Source organism: Microvirga sp. GN3, from assembly GCF_055792825.1.
In genome coordinates this window covers 1-15803 of the sequence record NZ_JBVVAK010000045.1, presented here as the reverse complement: position 1 = coordinate 15803, position 15803 = coordinate 1, and the positions used below count along the sequence as shown (strand labels likewise).

Sequence of the window (15803 nt, the reverse complement as noted above, 5' to 3'; positions counted from 1 at the left end):
AGCGATCTGCTAGGCCGGTTAGTTTGATGGTGGAATCCAAGTGGTGATTATTCGGTAGAGAGCTGATTTGTGACCGTTCCCGTGGTTTCGTGAGACAGAATAATGACTGAGGCGCAAAGGTCCGACACTCCTTTCTCCAGAAAGCTGGAAGCCAAAAGGCTCGGCTTTTTCACTCACCTGGTAGACGAGGTCGAAGCTGATTCCCCCAACCGATACCGATTGGCGGCTGAGCAGATTATTCATGCTGAGCGTCTTGGTTACGACAGCGCCTGGGTTGCTCAGCATCATTTCCATTCTAAAGGAGGAGGCTTGCCAGCGCCGGCCTTATTCCTAACTCATATTGCGGCCCGAACTTCGAGAATCCGTCTTGGTACCGGGGTGATTATCCTGCCCCTCGAAAGCACTATTCGCGTGGCGGAGGACACCGCTGTCCTAGACCTTCTCTCCGGCGGCCGTCTCGAGGTTGGTTTGGGAAGCGGTGACTCACCAGAGTCCTATGAGGCGTTCGGTATTGATCCTGACCAACGCAAGGAGATTTATGCATCCAGTCTCAGGCGCTTGCGCGAGGCGTGGGCTGGCCACGATCTTGGCGGGGGCAAACGGCTCTTTCCTAGGGCCTCTCACCTTGTTGACAGAGTTTGGCTCGCTACCCTTTCCATTGAGGGGGCTCGCCTCGCCGGTGGGAGTGGCGACGGATTGATGCTAGCATATTTTCAACCCCGTTTGGCTGATAATCCCAAAACCGGCGTTGCCGAAATTCAGGACGAGATGATTGATGCGTATCTTCAAGCCCTTCCAGTCGGTCGCTCCCCGCGCATCCTTGCCTCGCGCAGCGTATTCGTGGCGGACAAGTGTTCCGACGCTTTTGGACAGGCCGAAGTCAGCTTGCGCAACACTGCCGGTCGGCTGGTTGCGGTTGGCCATAAGGTTCCCGGAAACAGTCTTGGAGATCTTGCAAAAGCATTTAATCACCATATAGGAACGCCGGACGAGGTTATCGCCTCACTTCGACGTGACACTGCGCTGACGCGTGCCACTGACCTGGTCTTTCAGGTGCCATCGATTGACCTCCCTCATGCGGCGGTTCTGCGTTCGATTGAGCTTATAGCAAGTGAGGTTGCTCCTAGAATTTAACACTCGGATGCGGGAGCTCGTGGGCGGCAGCGTGGAGCTGGCGAACAATGATCTGATCCCTTAAATCCGAACCAGTTTGGGTTAGGGTTTCCGCAGTATTTCCGCCGGCTGGGGAGGAGCGGAAGATCCATGAAGGCAGCACGGTTCGCAGACGCCCAGAAGGTGTTCATCCTCAAGCAGGGCGCGGATGGAACATCTGTGGCGGAGATCTCCGCGACGCGCACAATCCGCACGGGCGCGCTCCCGGCTCACCAGGATGCACCAGCCCATTGGGCTGACGATCTCGATGGGATGACCGGCGAGGCTGACCTGCTTCGTGGATGACGGGCGATCGAGATAGACTCCAACGTGGTCGAGCGGGCGATCCGACCCATGGCATTCACGGGCAAGAATGCGCAGTATGCCGGTTCGGATCGCGGCGGCGAGCAATGGGCGTCATCGCCTCATTGGTCGAGACCTGCAAACTGTGCGGAGTGGATCCCCAGGCCAATCTCGCGGACGTGCTGAGCCGCATCGTCACGGGTCATTTCAACACACGCATCGATGATCTGCTGCCGTGGGCCTATGCCACCACGCCAGACCTCAAGGTTGTGACCTGAGAACAGCGCTTACAATGCTCTGCCCTGAACAGTCAGAGCTTTCGACGACGGGCCTGACGACATGCCGCTCATATGGGATCGGCGTAAAGTCTTTGCCTGTGTGCACGGCCTAACAAAGTTCATTGCAAGAACGTGTGGCCCCGAGCCTGCTGAGAGAACTCATCATCGCCTAGTTCGGCTCGGTTTGCGTGTCCGAAACGACATGCCGGTGGAGCCTATGAATGAGAGAGTTAGTACTGCGCGATGCGTTCTCCGGCGGCTCTATCGTGCTGGGTCCAGTTCATTGAATTTCACGAGCATATGTAAGACTTTTCTCCGTTGACAAAGACAAGATTCTGGTCTGTTATCGCGCGCGCTTGAGCTAAGGAATACACTCCGCGCAATCGGAAGGGGACAGGATGAGCAAGACGCGCGTATTCGCGATTTGCGGCATTGACGGCGTGGGCAAGTCAACTCTGTTCGCGCACCTTCGCGACAGACTGGAGTCTGCTGAAATCAAATTCCTCAAGAAAGCTAATAAGAGATCAGAAAACTTGATACATAAGTATCATCCCCGTCCGTCCGGAGAACCCTGCGACTACAATAACGGCGCATTCGCGGAGGCCCTGGGCATTGCAACAGCAATCGACTTTATCGAATACTATGACCAGGAGCTCACCCCAGTTCTCGAAAGTGGGCGCTACCGAGCAGTTTTCCTAGATCGCTATCTTCCGTGCTATGCAACATATGCGCGCGTGGTTGCTCCGAATTTTGACCAAGCCACATTCTTCTCGAACATTCGGTTAGCTGATTTTACAGTATTTGTTACGGTTGCGGAGGAACTTCTCGATGCACGTTACGCGGGAAGGGGCGGTCGGACGCAGGACGAGAATGTCGACCTTATGCGTGCATCTGCTGCGCTCTATCCTGAGATGTGCTCAGCCTACTCTCGCAACGTCTACAGCCTCGACAATAGTGGCCCAATTGATAGCTCACTTTTCAGGATAGACGAGATTGCTGACGCTTTCTTGAGAGAAGACTTTGCCCGATTAGCCTCATAAACGACGGAGCGAATGGATGATATCAGCTCAAAGCTATCCTTGGAGTGTGCTTCACGACATTGATTGGTCTGATGCAAGCGCTGTATTTGAAGCAACAAGCAAAGTCCTAAAGCCGCTTTCAGAGAAAAGCGTACTGTCTAATTTAATCTCCATCGCAAGAAGCGATCAGAAACTCCGCGATATGAGCGAAGTCGACAGTACAGGTCAAATTCAAATTGCGCTAGTTGATCCAGACAGCAAAGAGTACCGGTTGCGGCTTCACATCATGCCGACTGGGATTTCAGACTACCCTCACGGCCATCGTTACTCGTTTGGAAGTATCGTCCTAAATGGTACCGTCGTCCAAACCGTTTATGACCATTTCGATTATGGCGAGAATCCCATTTCATCGTCCAATAAGCCGTGCGCGAACTTTGTAGTGCGGAAGGGCGAAACATACTCGATGACACATCTGATGGTTCATAAGCTCGCTGTTCCGGAAGGGCCATTAGTCACGCTCTTTCTTCGTAGCAAGCCCCTGAAGTTCCAAGCCTCAAACTTCGACACGGCGGCAAACGAGCATCGATGGCAGCGGGGCGCTTCAACGGGACAGAGTGAGGGAAAGCACAGGCGTTTGACAGACGTCGCCTACGACAACGCTGTCAGGATGTTGAATGAGTTGGAGCTCATCTAATGACTAACATGAACATTGCTTCGAAAGCGGTAGCAGAAGCTTCCACTCAAGCAGTATATCCAGGGACGTTTGACGTCTCTGAGGTACGTTCCAAGTTCCCGTACTTTTCGCAAGGATATCGAACGATCTGCTTTGATAGTGTTGGCGGAACTCAAGTCCCGCAAACTGTCATTGAGGCCATTTCACACCACTTAACCAAAAGCAATGGCAACAGAGGTGGCATCTTTCGGAGAAGCCGAGAAACTGACGAGTTGATGAATGAAACCCGGAGCATCATTGCAGATTTTATCAACGCGGATGATGGCGACGAGGTCATCTTAGATGCAAACTTTACAACTCTAACATTCAGTATCAGCCGTGCACTCTCCCGCACCTGGGAAAAAGGAGATGAGATAGTCGTATCTAGGTTGGACCATGATGCGAATGTTTCACCTTGGGTTAGAGCCGCTGAGGATGTTGGAGCAGTTGTAAGGTATATAGAACTTGAACCTGGATCTTGTCAGTTGACAGCTGACAAACTCATCACAGTACTAAGCGACCGCACCCGCTTGGTAGCCTTTTGTGCGGCGTCGAGCTCGGTCGGGACAAAACCCAATGTCGCCGAACTTACCAAAGTAGTGCGGTCAAAAGGGAAGGCCTTAGTATATGTGGACGCGGTAGCATATGCTCCCCACGCTCCGATTGATGTAAAGCTCTGGGACGTCGATTTTGTCGGCTGCTCAGCATACAAATTTTTTGGGCCACACCTTAGCTTTGTGTGGGGCAAGCGTCACATCCTAGAGTCTGTCGAGGCATACAAAGTCCGCCCCGCGCCAAATATTCTTCCGATAAAGTGGGTCAATGGTGCACAGCCATATGAGTTAGCCGCTGGTGTCAAAGCAGCCATTGAGTACATCGCGGGTCTCGGACGCGAATTCGGCATTGAAGCTCAGGACGCCAAATCAACAGCCCGTCCTCGGACTAGGGAGATTCATGCAGGTCTTAAGGCGATAGAAGCATATGAGGAGTTCCTGACGTGGTACTTCATAGGGAAAATAAAGGAACAGCAAAAATTCAAGATCTGGGGCATCGATGAATATCATCGTCGTGCCGAACGCCTCTCGCCCGTAGCGATTTCTCTGGATAGCGTCATACCTAATGACATTGCTAGATACCTTTCTCAAAATGACGTCGACGTGTGGAGTCGGAGCGTTTACTCTATATCACTTTCGGAACATCTTGGACTCGACGATCCCGATAATCGGGGCGGATTTATCCGAGTAGGATTTTGCCACTACAATACAGTAGATGAAGTCGACCGACTGATAGAGCTTCTTGACGTGATGCCGGACTTTCGCCGGTGACAATTAAATTTCATCCCAGCAAACCATCCAAAGGTACAACCGCAGTGTCATCGCAGCTTTCCAAACTTATCGAACGTGCAATTGGCGATCTTCTCTCAGGTAAGCCCATTTTCCTCTACGACTTTGATGGGAGAGAAGAGGAGACTGACCTAATCTATTACGGAAAGGAGATTACACCCGAAGCCGTGGCCGATCTCCGGTTGAGTGCTGGAGCACCACTCTCGGTATATATTGACCACGACTCAGGGACTAAGCTCGGTCTTGAAACGTTTCAGGACTTCATATTGTCCCTGCCCGGCGATCAATACCAGCGCTTCAAAAGGCTAGTAGAACCGGCAGGCGGATTTGACCCTCGCTTTTGCATCACTCTAGATTTCCGTGGCAACAAGACAGGTTGCACGCACATCGAGACTTCTAACACCATTAGGGAACTTGCGAAAATCATAGAGGACGGCCGGACCGCTGATTTTGAGAGCAAGTTTCGGTCACCAGGACACGTACCGCTTATCACTGCAGCGAAAGGTCTACTGAACCGTCGTCGTGGCCATACGGAGTTGATTATGAGAATTGCAGAAATTGGTGGGCTACAACCTATTATGGTGGCGTCTGAGATTATCGACGCCTATACCGGCGAGGCCCTATCGATTGATAGGGCGAGGAAGTATGCGCACCAGCGCGGGGCATGCTTTCTTTCTGGCCAAGAAATTCTAAACTTCTCATAAGCTAGGTCTTGGAGCATGGCTGCCGCGTCAGAAGCGATAATCTTCGATTGTGATGGAGTTCTCGTGAACTCTGAAGAAATCGGAGTTGTGGTGGAGAGACAGTTTCTTTCCGCTATTGGACTCCCCTACAGTCTCGACGAATTTCTTATTCGATACGGCGGCTTGTCTGACGTTGACTTCATGGCGTCCGTAGAGAAAGTGCGACTTGCAACTCTAGGCGAATCATTGCCTCAGGGATTTGCCGAGTCGCTCTACTCAGCAAAGCAGGAGAGGTTCAGATCGGAGCTCAAGGCAGTCGAGGGCGTTCACGCATTACTATCTGGTCTCTGCTGCCCCATTGGAGTGGCCTCCTCATCAACTGTCAGTGCCCTCAGTGAGAAGCTAGCATTGTGCGGGTTACTCGAATATTTTGGTGGGCATATTTATTCATCTGAAATGGTGGCCCGAGGAAAACCATATCCAGATTTGTTCCTTTTTGCTGCCCAAGATTTAGGAGTTCCGGCAGAACGGTGCATACTGATAGAGGATGCTGAACACGGGGTTAGGGGAGGCGTTGCGGCTGGAATGACAGTCCTCGGCTTCACCGGTGGTGGACATGGTGACAAGAAGCTCGGGGAAAGGTTGCTGCTAGCAGGTGCAACAGCCGTATTTGAATCATACGATCGATTGCACGACGTGCTTGGCGAACTGGATTGATAAACAGGCCCTGGCGCCTCTCGTACGTAGTCGTCCGTGAAGAACCCCGATCTCGTTGAGATGGTTGGTTCATCTGACGCATCATCGCCTTCCATTTTGTAGGATTGCGGGGCGACAACGGCGGATTTCCTGCGTTTTCCGTTGCCGCTCCGGCTCGTGATCTGATTCAATCAGGAGCACTCCGCCCGGCTGAGGGCGCAAGGGTAGGTTTTGGGCACAGGCCAGAAAAGGCAACCCACGCCTCACGCCGAGACTGTCCAAGGATCCACGATGATCTCCTGACCTCTGGCAACCAACGGCATCCCCTCACCTCCTCTCGGCAATCCGGTGCCTGATCAGCTTGTGCGCCTCGGCGATCAGGGTTTCGCGATCGCCCGCAAGCAGGATCGTCGGCCGTTGGCCCTGCCGTGCGATGAAGGACACCCAGCCGGTCTGCGTCGGCCCGAACCGGATCCGGTGCTCCAGGAACTGCACCTCCTCGATCAGGGTGGGATCGGACAGGGCCTGCGGACCGCATCAGCCGCTCGCCGATCAGAGAGGTTCTCAGCAAACTGCAGCAAGCTCACCAGCGCCAGTCGCCACGGGCATTCGGCCGGCTGCCCGCAAGGAGCGAAGAGGGACGCGAACTGGGCATTGGTAAAGATCGTCCCAAGTTGGTCACGCAGGCGCAGATAGGGGCTGCCATGCGGGAACGCGGCACGCGCGATGACTGCCATTGCGGCCGGGACATCACGCCACGGGGTCGGGCGGAGCGACATGAGGACCTCCGGGTTAGTGGGGCTGCCCCCTCAAACCCAGAACGCCAATCCCTGCCTCAAGGGCTCCGGCACATTCGCCAGCAGTATCTAAACCGAAGCAACTCCAGAGTTGGCGAGGCCGGGGAAACTGGAGCGATCGCTTCGGCTGATCGCGCGGCTTAGATGGCTCCGCCCACTCCTTCTGATCCCATCATGAGGCGGCTGGACGGCCGACCTCGGAGAGAAGCAAGAGCTCCGCAGGATCTTTCATCCGGAGCCAAAGGAAGAAAGCATCAGGGAGTTGATCCATGAGCCCCGAATAGAGAAGAAGTTTCCCTTGGCAGCCTCTTTCAGGATCGTCTTGTCGAGGGTGAGATCCGAGACGGCCCACCGCAACCTGGCATTCTCCGCCTCCAGCTCTTTGAGCTGCTTGACCTAGTCCCCCTTGAGCCCCCGTAATCGGAGCGTCAGCGATAGAAAGTGACCTCTGTCACCCCGATCCCGGATGGCCTCAGCGACTGTACGGCCCTGCGCAGTCAGCACATCGACCTGCCGCAGTTTGGCGACGATTTCCTCAACCGTGTGTCTCTTCTTGCTCGTTGTCTTTCGCGCTCCATTCGGCTTGAAAGCCATACATCAGGGAGGACCACTTTTGTGGAGGCAGGCCACCGATGTCCATCCGATGCACCATGAGAAGGCGCGAAATCCCGATCGCGGCTGCGACCTTACTTGACCTTAACGGCTTCCCAAAGGTGCTTCCCCAGCCGGCGCACCAGGCCCGCCCTCTCAAGGAATAGCAGCCGCGTGCAGGTATCAGGAACGCTCCAGGCAAATCGAGCCGCGATGTCGGCAATTGGAACCGCCCCTCCTCTGCCCACTCGGCGGATGAAAGCAGTGATACTCTCACGGTAAAGCTGATGAACTCTCATAGAGCCTCCTCCACATCCCAGTTGACGCCGTTATAGGCGCAAAAGCCTATCATTCGATAGACTTGACCCCACTGGTCTTGGGCCCCTCCCCTTCGGGCTTGGTCAGAACCAATGCTGTACGGCCTTCAATGCGGTCGTAAATGAGCGACGCAAAAATGCACCGTGTTTCCCCGTCGGCATGCCAGGTCATGCACCACGACCCAGGCTTCTCACCGAGGATCCCTGGTTCACGGCCCGTCGCCCGCGTGAGCTCGCTAATCGTCCCTTGGACGTTTACGATCACCCAATCCGGATCAATAGTTCTGATCCAAGCGATGTCATGGCTTTCCATACCTGAGGACGGTCACGAAATTGAGCTTGGAGACGACGAAAACGACGAGCCAAGGTTCATCAAGCCTCGTACACTCCTGGCCGAACTGCATATTCTGTCGCCAGTGACGAACAAGAACCGTGTTGTTCTAACACTACAGTTGCACCTTGCGTTTGCGTTGTGAGGCTTGCGCCATCGCCTGATGCGCTCGTCGCCACGCGGACCAGGCAATCACGAATGCAGGCTCGATCCGACGCTGCTGGAGGCGGGTGGCCACGCGGCGGATTTCTTGGACAGACCATCGTACCAGCGCTGGAGCCGGGCTTCGTCGTTTCTTTTTTGGGGTGACGTGAGAGTGTTGGCGCGCTCGCGCACCACCGCCATCATGGCAAAGGCCAGCATCACCAGCGACACATGCCGATGCCAGCCATGCCACGAGCGGGTTTCGTTGTGCGTCAGCCCCAGTTCCGTTTTGGCCGTCTCAAACGCATCCTCGATCGCCCAGCGCTGGCCCTCCACCCGCGCCAGCTCTTCGATCGACGTGCCGGCCGGGCACCAGGTCGAGAAAAACGCCAGATCCCCATCAGCGATGCAGCGTCGGATCAGCAGGCCGCGCGTCCACAGACCCGTGAGGTGCTCGTTGTACTCATCTGCCTCAAGATCTGCGAGTTCGAGATAGGCCCAGTCATACAGGCGCGCTCCCTTGGTGCCGAAGCCGGCCGACAGGCGCTGCCAGGTCTCAGACGGAAGAGTCTTCGCGATCTTCGCGGCCGTGCCGGCCACCGGCGGGCTCTTGTCCCAGGAGTTGAACCGATCGCTCGCATGCGCGCCCAGCACATAGCCCTTGCCGGCCCGGCGCAACAGCATCTCCACTTTGCCCACGCCATAGATCGTATCGGTGGCCACCCAGTCGAAGGGCACGCCCGCCGCCAGGGCCCGTTCGATCATTGCTGTTGCAATCTGCGGCTTGGTGACAAAGCCGATGCTGTCGGGCACCAGAGCGGCGGTGCGGCGCTCAGGCGTGTTGGTCCAGTCTTTGGGCAGATACAGCTGACGATCGATGAAAGCGCAGCCCTTGTTCGAGACATAGGCGGCAAACACGCCGATCTGGCAATTGGCAATCTTACCCGCCGACCCGGTGTACTGGCGGCCCACTCCGCACGAATGCACGCCTTGCTTGAGAAAGCCGGTCTCGTCGATCACCAGCACCGCACCGGGTGAGGCGAGCGTCTCCAGCGCATACTCGCGCACCATGTCCCGCAGCACCTCCGCATCCCAGTGACTGCGGCCGAGCACCGCCTGCTGGCGCCAGGGGCCTGGATCGCCCGCGGCTTCGGCCCGCATCCAGCCGGTCTTGCGCCGCTCAGGCCCGAGCAGACCATCGAGAAAGGCAGCCGCCGAGGTGGCGATGTTGGGATGAGCAAACAGAGACTTGAGGTGAGCTTTAACCTGACGCAACTCCACACACCAGAGTTCGAGCATCTGCTCGACGGCCACACCAGTCATGGCAGCCTCCTGGGTCAGATCAGGAGGTAATTAGAGCGCCAGTGCAGGGTGCAACTGTAGTGCTAGTTGTTTGGTAGCGGAACGTTGTTGGGATCAGGTGCGTTGCGCGATTGAGGAGTATGCTTGGCGCTTTGACGGTCTGCGACGCCGAGCTCCTCACCGCAGGAGGACCTGATGCTGTCCATCCACCCGCAAGCCCGCACCACCCCGGCTGTCCGCCAAGAGATCGCCCGCTCATCTGAGCCCACCGGCGTGCTGGCCAAACGCTTCGGGGTCAGCACCGAGACCATCCGCAAATGGCGCAAGCGCGGAGCCAAGGACTGTCAGGATCATAGCAGCCGGCCGCACAAGCTGCCTTGGAAAGCCACGGACGAGGAGCGGGCGATCGTCTGCGCCCTACGCCGCTCGACCGGCTTCCCGCTCGATGATCTGACCTTCGTGGTCACGCACTTCCTGCCGCATCTCAACCGCGATGCGGTCTACCGCATCCTCAAGGCTGAAGGGCTGGGGCGGCTGCCGGCTCACCGGCCCAAGCGCGAGAGCGGCACGTTCAAGGAGTATGACCTCGGCTTCGTCCATATCGACATCAAGCACCTGCCCAAGCTGAGAACCGCCAATGGGGAGAGCCGCAAGCGCTATCTGTATGTGGCCATCGACCGCTGCTCGCGCTGGGTGCACCTGGCGGTCAAGGACGACGAGCTGACCACAAGTGCGGTCGCCTTCCTGAAAGAGGCGGTTCGCGCGTTCCCCTTCAAGGTCACGCACGTGCTGACGGACAGAGGATCCTGCTTCACGGCTGATGGCTTCGAGGAGGCCTGCCGCAGGCTGAAGGTGCAGCATCGAAAGACCAAGCCCTATACGCCGCAGACGAACGGTCTCGTGGAGCGCTTCAATGGCCGGGTGCAGCGTGAGGTGCTGGGGATCACGATCTACAGCCACCGGGATCTCGAGACGCTGCTCAAGGGCTTCAATCAGGCCTATAACCGGAGACGTCAGCGCGTATTGAAGGGCCGATCACCAGACGAGGTTGTGCGGAGCCGCTTGGCCGCCGAGCCGAAGCTGGCCAACCGGCGCTTCAAGCCGCCTGATTCACACGCGTTGCCGCAAGCCCTCCGGGTCGTTGCTCATGCCAAGGAGGTCTCGCATCCAGACAGCTAGTCCCCGTATAAACAGAGCCGATCCAGCCCGCCCTCATAGGCGGGCTTTTACGTTTGCGCTCCGCTCTCCTCCCAATTGGATCTCCCATGACCGTTGCAAACTCCTACGCCGCCCAAGCAGGTGATGACCTCATTCGCCAAGCCGCCAGCCTCAGCGACCTTAATGCGTCTTGCGCTCTGCTTCAGAACGCGGTTGGCATCACGGATGGCGGGATTGCCGGAATCCACTTCAGCGGCAAAAGCACCGACCCAGCGCAGCCCGAGCTCGGCGATCTGCTCGATTGGGAAGACGCGTGGCCCCTCATCTCTGTTGCTGAACGCGAAGCCCAACTTCGGGACTGGCTTAAACTTGAGGATCAGTTCCGAGAGTCAGGCCCAGCTAATCAATCGGTCTCTGTGGCCGGCGAAGCGATGGCCTACCTGACCGCGGCCCGGGATCTGGAAGTCGGAGATGTCGTTATCGGCACCCGGACCTTGGACTCTTACCCGACCTACTTCATTGAGGCAGGAGCCCGCTTTGTGGTCGTCAGCAACTGTCTCGAAGCCCAGGATAGCCCGGCTCTGGATATTCGCCTGATTCCAGAAGACAAGGCTCTCCTGAAAGAGGGTAACCTTGCCCACTGGGGCGATTGCGTTCAGTTCTACGGCCCGGACTGGGACAGGATCGAGGATGATCCCGGAGCGGACCCTGCCGACCGGGCAAACCCTGGTAACAGGTGGAGCAAGCCTGCCCTTGCAATCCGCAAGGATAATGACGCCTTAGGTCTGGACCATCGGCTGGCGGCCGTCTTCACCTTCCACCTCGCCCAGGATATCCGGGTCAACATGCCGGATGTGGTTCGCCGCAACAGTGAGACCCAGAGTGACCTCGTTTGCAGCAGTCATGATTTCTGCGATGCGAACATGGTCATGGCCTCGGCCTTTGAGGAGGTTCTTGGCCGCAAGACCTGGATGCCCTCTGACTGGGAGGAAGGCCGCTGCTCTGAAGCGGAACATGATGCCGACTTCGCTCTGTGGAACAGGGCATGGGACCTCGCCAAGAACAAATACTTCCAGGCCTATGCCAAAGAGGTTGAGGAAGAGGAGACCGATGATGAAGTCCGCCACGTCGCTCTTTATTCAGAGCGAGGTGGATACTGGTACGTAGACCGCCGCGATTCTGAGGGTGGGGCCACCGTCGCCGGAGCGAATGGCGAACTTCGCCTCACGGAGACTGAGGCTCGCGAAATCGCCGAGTGCCTCGATAAAGGCGAACCGCTCGTTCTCGTTCTCGCCAGTAAGGCGCCACGGCCCGAAAACCCGCTGGCTGCTCCTCTGCTCAGGCTCCTTCAATATATCGGCGGGTGGGATGTCACCGATCCTGTGCATCCGATCGTGCAGGCTCGCCTCGCCTATGAAAGGCGTGACTGGAACGGTGCTAAACGGCCCCGAGACGGATGTCGAGTTCCGGCCGCTCACCGACACGACGGTGTGGCGACACTGCCGGCAGCTCGGTGTCGATGCCGATTATTGCATCCTTTACCAGCGTGCCGAGGGCTTTGACGGATGGAGCCCCTTCGCAACCTGTGCACCTGACACCGTCGAACTCATCAAGCGAGACGGAGCTCGGGCCCATGCCCCTCTCCTGAAGCTGTTCAAGCCCTGAGTAGGTCACACCTACTGCAAACCCCAGGAGATGAGGACGATGGGCGATCAGACACCGCGTCAGGATGATCCCAGCGACGAGATCAACAGCCTCCAGGTCCGAACGCCGTTCAATCCGGGGAATGCTCCGATTGTGGACTGCAACGGCAAGCCGTTCACACCCGGATGTCGGGTCAAGTTCGTCCTGCCGTCACACTACATCAACACATTCTCGGACAACGGAACCCTGATCTCCAACTTCGATCCCTATGGCGGAGTGACCATCCGAGCGGACAATGAGCACAACTATCATGACGAAAGAGGCAACATCGCCGGTCGCCGTCATGAAGTTTACGCGACAAGTCGGTATCAATACGGCGGCACATACGCAGGCCATCGGGTGACAGCCGCTGGGCTAGGCGATCCACATGAGCACGGGGTCACGCAGACCTATGTGGAGATAATCAGCCAGAGCGATTGACCGATATCCACTCTTGGATGACGTAGTGCCCTGACGTTCCCTTAACTTACACAGATGTTAAAAATGAAGAACCCTTTTAACATGTCAGTACATCTCTACCGTGATGACAACAGTAAGCCGCTTCCTTTGTGGACGGTGCTAATCACCATTGTCCCGCCTATCCTGATGGTCGTGTTGTTCTTTGCTATTCAGCTTGATCAACTCGTACCCCATTGGGCGCCAAATATCGCGTTAGCGCTCGCCGCCATGCTATCCGTCTCGCTAGTGCTTGCCCGCGTCAAAACCGTCTTGAAGCCCATGAAGGCTCTGCTTGATCTGCTTTGGAACGTATGGAGCGGATTGGGTGTCGCCACCATATTCGCTGCAGCAGCTACCTTCAAGACACAATCCGGCAGTAGCGAAGCACTAAAGCTTGAGACCATTCTGAACGGCTTGAATGCGCCCCTCCTAACTATGTTGGCTGCCGGTGTCTTTATCATTGCCTGCGGCCGAGCCGTCGTCTCCACGGTTGAGCTCCTGACATCATTCGGCAAGCAAACCAGCCAGGCACCATCAGAGTGCACGAACGTCGGACAAAAAGGTAATACCGATGCTCAGAATCCTTCGGCGGGAACCTAGGTCAAGGGGTCAACTCGACTTCGATTAGATGCGAAGGATACGATCAAGTTTGATCTGAAATCCCCGGAAGGAAAAGACATGAACCAGAATGGCCATTCGACCATCCAAGGCCTTGCCAGTTCCCTCGACCCGCAGCAGTTCCTGCCGGCTGACCGCCGCAGCGATCTGATCGGCCTGTCAGCATCCTTCCCAGCGAATGCGATACGACAAGCGATCCGTGCCACTGCTGCTTCGCTTCTCGGCCGCCCAGCCGACGAGGATTTCATCAATCCGGAAATCTTCGTTCCCGACACCCGCCAGACCGAGCTCATGGATCTGGCGCCAACGGACGGAGCGACCGCCGTTGACCAGGCGATCCGGGAAACGGCCGCCTTCCACCTGCTTGCGACCCGTACCGCCCACTAGGCGGCACAAGGAGGCCTCCGGGCCTCCTTTTTTATTGTTGCCGCTGCCAAACCCCATCGCTTTTGATCCAGCCAAGATTGCGATCCAATGATTTGAGAAATCCCCGAAAGGAAGATGCAGATGGCTTTCACCTACGCCCTCAACGTCATCAGCAGGCGCACAGTGGGAACCCGCAAGGCCTTCGCAGGCGTAAGAGGCTGGTGAGCAATTATCTTTCCTTTCGCGTGAGGCGACGCAGCAGGATGCGGCTCATGGCAAGATAAAGCAGCATCTCGCCGATCTCGATCAGGCGTTCGTAGTCCTTGGCCAGCCGCCGGTTGGTGGTCAACCAGGCGATCGTCCGCTCGATCACCCACCTTCGCGCGAGCACCTGAAAGCCACTCGGGCGCGTTAGCGGCTCCGCGCCAACCCGCATCCAGACGCCTCCGCTCCACCAGTGTTGCGGGATCGACAGCCTCCAGCCCAGCGCTCTGCGCAGCCAATCCTTCAATCCGCGATAGGCCGTGTCGGCCCACATCTGCTCGATGGCCGGAAAGAGATGCTGCAAACCCTCCAACAGGAGTTCGGCCCCTGCGCGATCATGGATGTCAGCCGGGTGCACCTTGTTCTTCAGCAGCGTGCCTTGCGTATCAACGAGCAGATGGCGCTTGCGGCCCTTGATCTTTTTGCCACCATCATAGCCACGCGGTCCGCCCATCTCAGTGGTTTTGACCGATTGGCTGTCGATGATCGCGCCGTGGACTGCGGCGCCCGGCCGATCGTGCGGCGATAGCTCTCGCGCAGAGCTTGGGTCACGTGCTCCCATGTGCCATCCTCACGCCATTGCGCATAGTGGTAGAAGACGGCGCAGCGCGGTGGATACTCGTGCGGTAGCAGCCGCCATTGAGCGCCGGTGCGTAGCAGATAGAAGATCGCATCGACGATGCGCCGTAACGCATAGGTCTGCCGCCGCCCGGCCGGATGGCTGCGCGGGACCAGAGGCTCGAGCAGCGCCCGTTCGGCATCATTGAGATCGCTGGCGTAGAGACAGGCATTCATGGCAGGGCTCCTGGATCGTCAAACAGCCCGCATCCGCCTCAGCGGCCCAGCACGAAATCTATTCTGAATCAACGACTTGCCCCGAGCAATAAAATTGCTCACCAGCCTCCTTGGCGAGCGCCAGGAAGCCTCAGTGTGGCCTTGCGATCTCCGGGATCGGCGGCCAGTTGTTTAGGGGGCCAAACAGCAACTCGTCCGCCTGTTCGCTGCGCCAGACTTTCAGCCGACGCTGAAGTGTTCGAAGCAGTTTGTCCGGGTAATCGCCGGGATACTCGGCCTGCAGTCGTGACAGAAGTTCGCTGCCGGTTCGCCATGGTTCGAACCAATTTCGCAAGTCAGCAGTCGCCTTGACGAGAGGGTCAGGACGCCGCCGCCCCCTTTTGGCTTTCACAATCGGGCGATCCGTCGGCCGGATAGCTCCGTCCTTCCAAGCAGTCCGCAAACTCGCCAGGAAAAGGTCCATTGGCTGAGCTGTCCCGTCAGGGCGGGATGGCCGGCGGAGTATCGGCTAGCGCAGCGAGCCGCTCCTGCACGGCGCGGATATCGCGCAATAGCAGGACAGGATCGAGCCCGGCGTAGATTTCCTGCAGACGGGAACGGACTGCATCTGAGGTGCGAGCGTCGGCAACCAGACGCTGATGCGGCGTAGCTGTTGGCGGCATGAATGGGTGATCCTCCCTCGCATTGGTGGACACCTTTGCTAAGCTCCTGAGGGAGCGGGAGGGTGTTCGATGACGAAGACGAGGCGAGACTTCACCCCGGAGTTCAAGCGAGAGGCTGTTGCCCTTTTGG

14 protein-coding genes and 5 pseudogenes are annotated in these 15803 nt (G+C 57.2%); 13 read left to right on the top strand and 6 right to left on the bottom strand.

Annotation, left to right across the window (positions count from 1 at the left end):
• Positions 1-102: 102 nt before the first annotated feature.
• The 8 genes and pseudogenes from ACS5Q1_RS21150 to ACS5Q1_RS21115 all read left to right on the top strand — a co-directional run bounded on the left by ACS5Q1_RS21150 (position 103) and on the right by ACS5Q1_RS21115 (position 6207).
• Entirely contained in the window at positions 103-1134 is a 1032-nt protein-coding gene (locus tag ACS5Q1_RS21150; protein WP_473100023.1) for a putative FMN-dependent luciferase-like monooxygenase, read from the top strand.
• Positions 1135-1263: 129 nt separating this feature from the next.
• Entirely contained in the window at positions 1264-1458 is a 195-nt protein-coding gene (locus ACS5Q1_RS21145) for a hypothetical protein (RefSeq protein ID WP_473100073.1), read from the top strand.
• Positions 1439-1733: pseudogene (locus tag ACS5Q1_RS21140) on the top strand (transposase domain-containing protein); the annotation flags it as partial. The gene ACS5Q1_RS21145 and the pseudogene ACS5Q1_RS21140, both read left to right, overlap by 20 nt.
• Before the next feature lie 398 nt (positions 1734-2131).
• Entirely contained in the window at positions 2132-2773 is a 642-nt protein-coding gene (locus tag ACS5Q1_RS21135) for a nucleoside/nucleotide kinase family protein (protein ID WP_473100022.1), read from the top strand.
• A gap of 16 nt (positions 2774-2789) precedes the next feature.
• Positions 2790-3446, top strand: coding sequence for a hypothetical protein (locus ACS5Q1_RS21130; RefSeq protein WP_473100021.1), 657 nt, complete (start codon positions 2790-2792; stop codon positions 3444-3446).
• The gene (locus tag ACS5Q1_RS21125; protein ID WP_473100020.1) at positions 3446-4789 is read left to right on the top strand and encodes a cysteine desulfurase-like protein; all 1344 of its coding nucleotides are present in this window, start codon (positions 3446-3448) and stop codon (positions 4787-4789) included. The genes ACS5Q1_RS21130 and ACS5Q1_RS21125 overlap by 1 nt, the downstream gene beginning before the upstream one ends.
• A complete protein-coding gene (locus ACS5Q1_RS21120; protein WP_473100019.1) occupies positions 4786-5511 on the top strand; it encodes a 3,4-dihydroxy-2-butanone-4-phosphate synthase in 726 nt (241 codons plus the stop codon). The genes ACS5Q1_RS21125 and ACS5Q1_RS21120 overlap by 4 nt, the downstream gene beginning before the upstream one ends.
• A 15-nt stretch (positions 5512-5526) precedes the next feature.
• Complete coding sequence (locus ACS5Q1_RS21115) at positions 5527-6207, top strand: HAD family hydrolase (RefSeq protein ID WP_473100018.1); 681 nt, start codon at positions 5527-5529, stop codon at positions 6205-6207.
• 306 nt (positions 6208-6513) lie between these two features.
• Here the strand turns inward: ACS5Q1_RS21115 and ACS5Q1_RS21110 are convergent, their stop codons facing one another.
• The 4 genes and pseudogenes from ACS5Q1_RS21110 to ACS5Q1_RS21095 form a co-directional block, all read right to left on the bottom strand.
• The gene (locus ACS5Q1_RS21110) at positions 6514-6681 is read right to left on the bottom strand and encodes a hypothetical protein (RefSeq protein ID WP_473100017.1); all 168 of its coding nucleotides are present in this window, start codon (positions 6679-6681) and stop codon (positions 6514-6516) included.
• A 32-nt stretch (positions 6682-6713) separates the two neighbouring features.
• A pseudogene (locus ACS5Q1_RS21105) lies at positions 6714-6965 on the bottom strand (transposase); the annotation flags it as partial.
• A 300-nt stretch (positions 6966-7265) separates the two neighbouring features.
• A pseudogene (locus ACS5Q1_RS21100) lies at positions 7266-7577 on the bottom strand (transposase); the annotation flags it as partial.
• Between the two features lie 837 nt (positions 7578-8414).
• Positions 8415-9689 (bottom strand): IS701 family transposase, encoded by a 1275-nt coding sequence (locus ACS5Q1_RS21095; RefSeq protein WP_473100016.1) that lies wholly within the window; start codon positions 9687-9689, stop codon positions 8415-8417.
• Positions 9690-9863: 174 nt separating this feature from the next.
• Here ACS5Q1_RS21095 and ACS5Q1_RS21090 point away from each other — a divergent pair, with 174 nt between their 5' ends.
• The 5 genes from ACS5Q1_RS21090 (at position 9864) to ACS5Q1_RS21070 (ending at position 13973) form a co-directional block, all read left to right on the top strand.
• Complete coding sequence (locus tag ACS5Q1_RS21090) at positions 9864-10847, top strand: IS481 family transposase (RefSeq protein WP_473100015.1); 984 nt, start codon at positions 9864-9866, stop codon at positions 10845-10847.
• An 86-nt stretch (positions 10848-10933) separates the two neighbouring features.
• Positions 10934-12388 carry a hypothetical protein gene (locus ACS5Q1_RS21085; RefSeq protein WP_473100014.1) on the top strand — a complete coding sequence of 485 codons (1455 nt, stop codon included), beginning with the start codon at positions 10934-10936 and terminating at the stop codon, positions 12386-12388.
• A 142-nt stretch (positions 12389-12530) separates the two neighbouring features.
• Positions 12531-12950, top strand: coding sequence for a hypothetical protein (locus tag ACS5Q1_RS21080; RefSeq protein ID WP_473100013.1), 420 nt, complete (start codon positions 12531-12533; stop codon positions 12948-12950).
• 63 nt (positions 12951-13013) lie between these two features.
• A complete protein-coding gene (locus tag ACS5Q1_RS21075; RefSeq protein ID WP_473100012.1) occupies positions 13014-13568 on the top strand; it encodes a hypothetical protein in 555 nt (184 codons plus the stop codon).
• A 78-nt stretch (positions 13569-13646) separates the two neighbouring features.
• Positions 13647-13973: a hypothetical protein gene (locus ACS5Q1_RS21070; RefSeq protein ID WP_473100011.1), complete on the top strand. Its 327-nt coding sequence runs from the start codon at positions 13647-13649 to the stop codon at positions 13971-13973.
• Positions 13974-14181: 208 nt separating this feature from the next.
• Here the strand turns inward: ACS5Q1_RS21070 and ACS5Q1_RS21065 are convergent.
• A pseudogene (locus ACS5Q1_RS21065) lies at positions 14182-15011 on the bottom strand (IS5 family transposase).
• A gap of 130 nt (positions 15012-15141) precedes the next feature.
• Positions 15142-15727, bottom strand: a pseudogene (locus ACS5Q1_RS21060) (ISNCY family transposase); the annotation flags it as partial.
• Positions 15728-15803 lie beyond the last annotated feature (76 nt).

Bases quoted from the DNA above. Each gene is read 5' to 3' on its own strand.
- ACS5Q1_RS21150 (WP_473100023.1), top strand. From the start codon at position 103: ATGACTGAGGCGCAAAGGTCCGACACTCCTTTCTCCAGAAAGCTGGAA.
- ACS5Q1_RS21145 (WP_473100073.1), top strand. From the start codon at position 1,264: ATGAAGGCAGCACGGTTCGCAGACGCCCAGAAGGTGTTCATCCTCAAG.
- ACS5Q1_RS21135 (WP_473100022.1), top strand. From the start codon at position 2,132: ATGAGCAAGACGCGCGTATTCGCGATTTGCGGCATTGACGGCGTGGGC.
- ACS5Q1_RS21130 (WP_473100021.1), top strand. From the start codon at position 2,790: ATGATATCAGCTCAAAGCTATCCTTGGAGTGTGCTTCACGACATTGAT.
- ACS5Q1_RS21125 (WP_473100020.1), top strand. From the start codon at position 3,446: ATGACTAACATGAACATTGCTTCGAAAGCGGTAGCAGAAGCTTCCACT.
- ACS5Q1_RS21115 (WP_473100018.1), top strand. From the start codon at position 5,527: ATGGCTGCCGCGTCAGAAGCGATAATCTTCGATTGTGATGGAGTTCTC.
- ACS5Q1_RS21095 (WP_473100016.1), bottom strand. From the start codon at position 9,689: ATGACTGGTGTGGCCGTCGAGCAGATGCTCGAACTCTGGTGTGTGGAG.
- ACS5Q1_RS21090 (WP_473100015.1), top strand. From the start codon at position 9,864: ATGCTGTCCATCCACCCGCAAGCCCGCACCACCCCGGCTGTCCGCCAA.
- ACS5Q1_RS21085 (WP_473100014.1), top strand. From the start codon at position 10,934: ATGACCGTTGCAAACTCCTACGCCGCCCAAGCAGGTGATGACCTCATT.
- ACS5Q1_RS21080 (WP_473100013.1), top strand. From the start codon at position 12,531: ATGGGCGATCAGACACCGCGTCAGGATGATCCCAGCGACGAGATCAAC.
- ACS5Q1_RS21075 (WP_473100012.1), top strand. From the start codon at position 13,014: ATGAAGAACCCTTTTAACATGTCAGTACATCTCTACCGTGATGACAAC.
- ACS5Q1_RS21070 (WP_473100011.1), top strand. From the start codon at position 13,647: ATGAACCAGAATGGCCATTCGACCATCCAAGGCCTTGCCAGTTCCCTC.